We start from the raw sequence: 3,091 nt of genomic DNA, 5'->3' as shown, positions 1-3,091 counted from the left end.
GGAACAGGAGAGCGCACGAGGGAGCTTCCAGGGGGAAACGCCTGGTATCTTTATAGTCCTGTCGGGTTTCGCCACCTCTGACTTGAGCGTCGATTTTTGTGATGCTCGTCAGGGGGGCGGAGCCTATGGAAAAACGCCAGCGACGCGGCCTTTTTACGGTTCCTGGTCTTTTGCTCACATGTTCTTTCCTGCGTTATCCCCTGATTCTGTGGATAACCGTATTACCGCCTTTGAGTGAGCTGATACCGCTCGCCGCAGCCGAACGACCGAGCGTAGCGAGTCAGTGAGCGAGGAAGCGGAAGAGCGCCTTATGTGACATTTTCTCCTTACGCTCTGTTGTGCCGTTCGGCATCCTGCCCTGAGCGTTATATCTCTGTGCTATTTTCTACTTCAAAGCGTGTCTGTATGCTGTTCTGGAGTTCTTCTGCGAGTTCGTGCAGCTTCTCACACATGGTGGCCTGCTCGTCAGCATCGAGTGCGTCCAGTTTTTCGAGCAGCGTCAGGCTCTGACTTTTTATGAATCCCGCCATGTTGAGTACGGCTTGCTGCTGCTTGTTCATCTTTTCGTTTTCTCCGTTCTGTCTGTCATCTGCGTTGTGTGATTATATCGCGTACCACTTTTGGACCGTCTTACCGCCGGTATTCTGCCGACGGACATTTCAGTCAGACAACACTGTCACTGCCAAAAAACAGCAGTGCTTTGTTGGTAATTCGAACTTGCAGACAGGACAGGATGTGCAATTGTTATACCGCGCATACATGCACGCTATTACAATTACCCTGGTCAGGGCTTCGCCCCGACACCCCATGTCAGATACGGAGCCATGTTTTATGACAAAACGAAGTGGAAGTAATACGCGCAGGCGGGCTATCAGTCGCCCTGTTCGTCTGACGGCAGAAGAAGACCAGGAAATCAGAAAAAGGGCTGCTGAATGCGGCAAGACCGTTTCTGGTTTTTTACGGGCGGCAGCTCTCGGTAAGAAAGTTAATTCACTGACTGATGACCGGGTGCTGAAAGAAGTCATGCGACTGGGGGCGTTGCAGAAAAAACTCTTTATCGACGGTAAGCGTGTCGGGGACAGAGAGTATGCGGAGGTGCTGATCGCTATTACGGAGTATCACCGTGCGCTGTTATCCAGGCTTATGGCAGATTAGCTTCCCGGAGAGAAACTGTCGAAAACAGACGGTATGAACGCCGTAAGCTCCCAAACCGATCGCCATTCACTTTCATGCATAGCTATGCAGTGAGCTGAAAGCGATCCTGACGCATTTTTCCGGTTTACCCCGGGGAAAACATCTCTTTTTGCGGTATTTGCGGCAGAATCGCGTTCAGCGCGTTTTGGCGGTGCGCGTAATGCGACGTTATGGTAAATGGTGTCAGGTAATGGTTGTAAAAGCCCCGAAGTATGGGGCTGGTGTGCTTGTGTGTTATTTGTTTTTTTTATTTGTGTTTTTGTCTGTGTTATTTTTTTGTTCCATATATAAAACCACCTATCGCTCCAACTAATGTTGTCATTAGTGCCATCAGGTTATTTGCAAAATCTGGTAGTTCTCTATCTTTTATTCCGAAATAAACGATTAACATAAAAATTGATAAAACTATTAAAAATATAAAGGCCATGGAGCAAAGCCTTATAAGACCTTCGCTTTCAGCCTTTATTTCTTTTTCTGTTTTCGGTCTGTGGTTTTTTATCATTTCCTCTATTTGAGATCTTAAAATGAATCCAGGCTGTGAGTTTGTGTCACTTCCTGATTTCGCATTATTTATATTGCTACTTGTTTTTGAGAATGATGGTTCTACACGAATGTATTCAATCGCATCTGTTTTTGGTTTGAAAAATTTCATAATCCACTCACATCCTCAACATGCTTGGAGTTATAAGCAATGGATTTTTCTTTAAATAGGGCTAAGGTTAACCCTTCTTCAAGTGGTGTGTTATTATCGGTTGAGTTGTAGTCAAGTTGAACTATCACCGCATTTCCATTGTAGTTCTGTGCGGTTACTTGTCCTTGGCTTAAATTGATGACATTGTTTATTTGTATATTTTTGAATGTATCGCGGTTATTTATTCTTATTGTTATTTCATCTAAATTTCTTTTGTTTTCGTTTAAATACAGATCAGCTATTAGTTGAGATGGGTTTTTATGTGGGATGTAATAGTTACCAACTAGGCCGATTCTTACGACTCCATATTTTTGGAATATTGTTGCTATTAGCGTATTGCACTTTAATTTGAATTCCGTTACTGATTTTTCGATCTCCTCAGTAGGGGTGTATTTTTCTACAAAATCTATTCTGTTTAGTGATATGTTTAAGTTGAACTTGCCAAAGGACGATGTGCCAATAACGCGAGGGATATCTGCAGGTGCATCTGCAGGCAGGGGAATCGTCTGTGGCATTGCGTCTATAACTTCGCCAATTTCTGAGTTTAGGCTATTAAAGAGAAGATCTGGTCTAGCTATGGTGCTGTCAATAAATATTGCTAGCTGTGTTGATATTGTGACGGCCTTGTTTTCCATTTTTTCTTTCCTATTTTGCATTGGTATTAATTGAAGTATTGCGAAATTAACGTGTTGTGAGTATCTTAAACGAAAAAACCACCCTGGCAGGTGGTTTTTCGAAGGTTAGCTAATCCTGGCAGATTGTCTAACCGGGTAACTGGCTTCAGCAGAGCGCAGATACCAAATACTGTCCTTCTAGTGTAGCCGTAGTCAGGCCATCACTTCAAGAACTCTGTAAGCATCTGGACAAATCTCGCTCTGCTAACTCGGTTACCAATGGCTGCTGCCAGTGGTGCTTTTGCATGTCTTACCGGGTTGGACTCAAGACGATAGTTACCGGATAAGGCGCAGTGGTCGGGCTGAACGGGGGGTTCGTGCACACAGCCCAGCTTGGAGCGAACGACCTACACCGGGCCGAGATACCTACAGCGTGAGCTATGAGAAAGCGCCACGCTTCCCGAAGGGAGAAAGGCGGACAGGTATCCGGTAAGCGGCAGGGTCGGAACAGGAGAGCGCACGAGGGAGCTTCCAGGGGGAAACGCCTGGTATCTTTATAGTCCTGTCGGGTTTCGCCACCTCTGACTTGAGC

5 protein-coding genes are annotated in these 3,091 nt (G+C 45.5%); 2 read left to right on the top strand and 3 right to left on the bottom strand.

Annotated features, from left to right (window positions below):
* The coding region (locus tag ABVM99_RS24425) for a hypothetical protein (protein ID WP_393927470.1) at positions 1–238 on the top strand (238 nt) is incomplete at its 5' end.
* Between the two features lie 127 nt (positions 239–365).
* On the opposite strand, the gene ABVM99_RS24420 is transcribed toward ABVM99_RS24425, so the two are convergent.
* Positions 366–560 (bottom strand): Rop family plasmid primer RNA-binding protein, encoded by a 195-nt coding sequence (locus tag ABVM99_RS24420; RefSeq protein ID WP_052940198.1) that lies wholly within the window; start codon positions 558–560, stop codon positions 366–368.
* A gap of 271 nt (positions 561–831) precedes the next feature.
* On the opposite strand from ABVM99_RS24420, the gene mobA reads away from it, so the two are divergent.
* The gene (mobA, locus tag ABVM99_RS24415; RefSeq protein ID WP_000166966.1) at positions 832–1,155 is read left to right on the top strand and encodes a plasmid mobilization protein MobA; all 324 of its coding nucleotides are present in this window, start codon (positions 832–834) and stop codon (positions 1,153–1,155) included.
* 307 nt (positions 1,156–1,462) lie between these two features.
* Here the strand turns inward: mobA and ABVM99_RS24410 are convergent, their stop codons facing one another.
* Together ABVM99_RS24410 and ABVM99_RS24405 are read right to left on the bottom strand one after the other, a co-directional pair.
* A complete protein-coding gene (locus tag ABVM99_RS24410; protein WP_022631129.1) occupies positions 1,463–1,846 on the bottom strand; it encodes a hypothetical protein in 384 nt (127 codons plus the stop codon).
* The gene (locus ABVM99_RS24405) at positions 1,843–2,520 is read right to left on the bottom strand and encodes a hypothetical protein (protein WP_032235406.1); all 678 of its coding nucleotides are present in this window, start codon (positions 2,518–2,520) and stop codon (positions 1,843–1,845) included. The genes ABVM99_RS24410 and ABVM99_RS24405 overlap by 4 nt, the downstream gene beginning before the upstream one ends.
* Between the last annotated feature and the right edge of the window lie 571 nt (positions 2,521–3,091).

It is taken from the genome of Salmonella sp. SJTUF15591, from assembly GCF_043356435.1.
GTDB classification, from domain to species: domain Bacteria; phylum Pseudomonadota; class Gammaproteobacteria; order Enterobacterales; family Enterobacteriaceae; genus Salmonella; species Salmonella enterica.
This window is presented reverse-complemented; position numbering and strand designations above follow the sequence as displayed.

Excerpts from the sequence above, each read along its gene's own strand:
- mobA (WP_000166966.1), top strand. The coding sequence starts at position 832 with ATGACAAAACGAAGTGGAAGTAATACGCGCAGGCGGGCTATCAGTCGC.
- ABVM99_RS24420 (WP_052940198.1), bottom strand. The coding sequence starts at position 560 with ATGAACAAGCAGCAGCAAGCCGTACTCAACATGGCGGGATTCATAAAA.
- ABVM99_RS24410 (WP_022631129.1), bottom strand. The coding sequence starts at position 1,846 with ATGAAATTTTTCAAACCAAAAACAGATGCGATTGAATACATTCGTGTA.
- ABVM99_RS24405 (WP_032235406.1), bottom strand. The coding sequence starts at position 2,520 with ATGGAAAACAAGGCCGTCACAATATCAACACAGCTAGCAATATTTATT.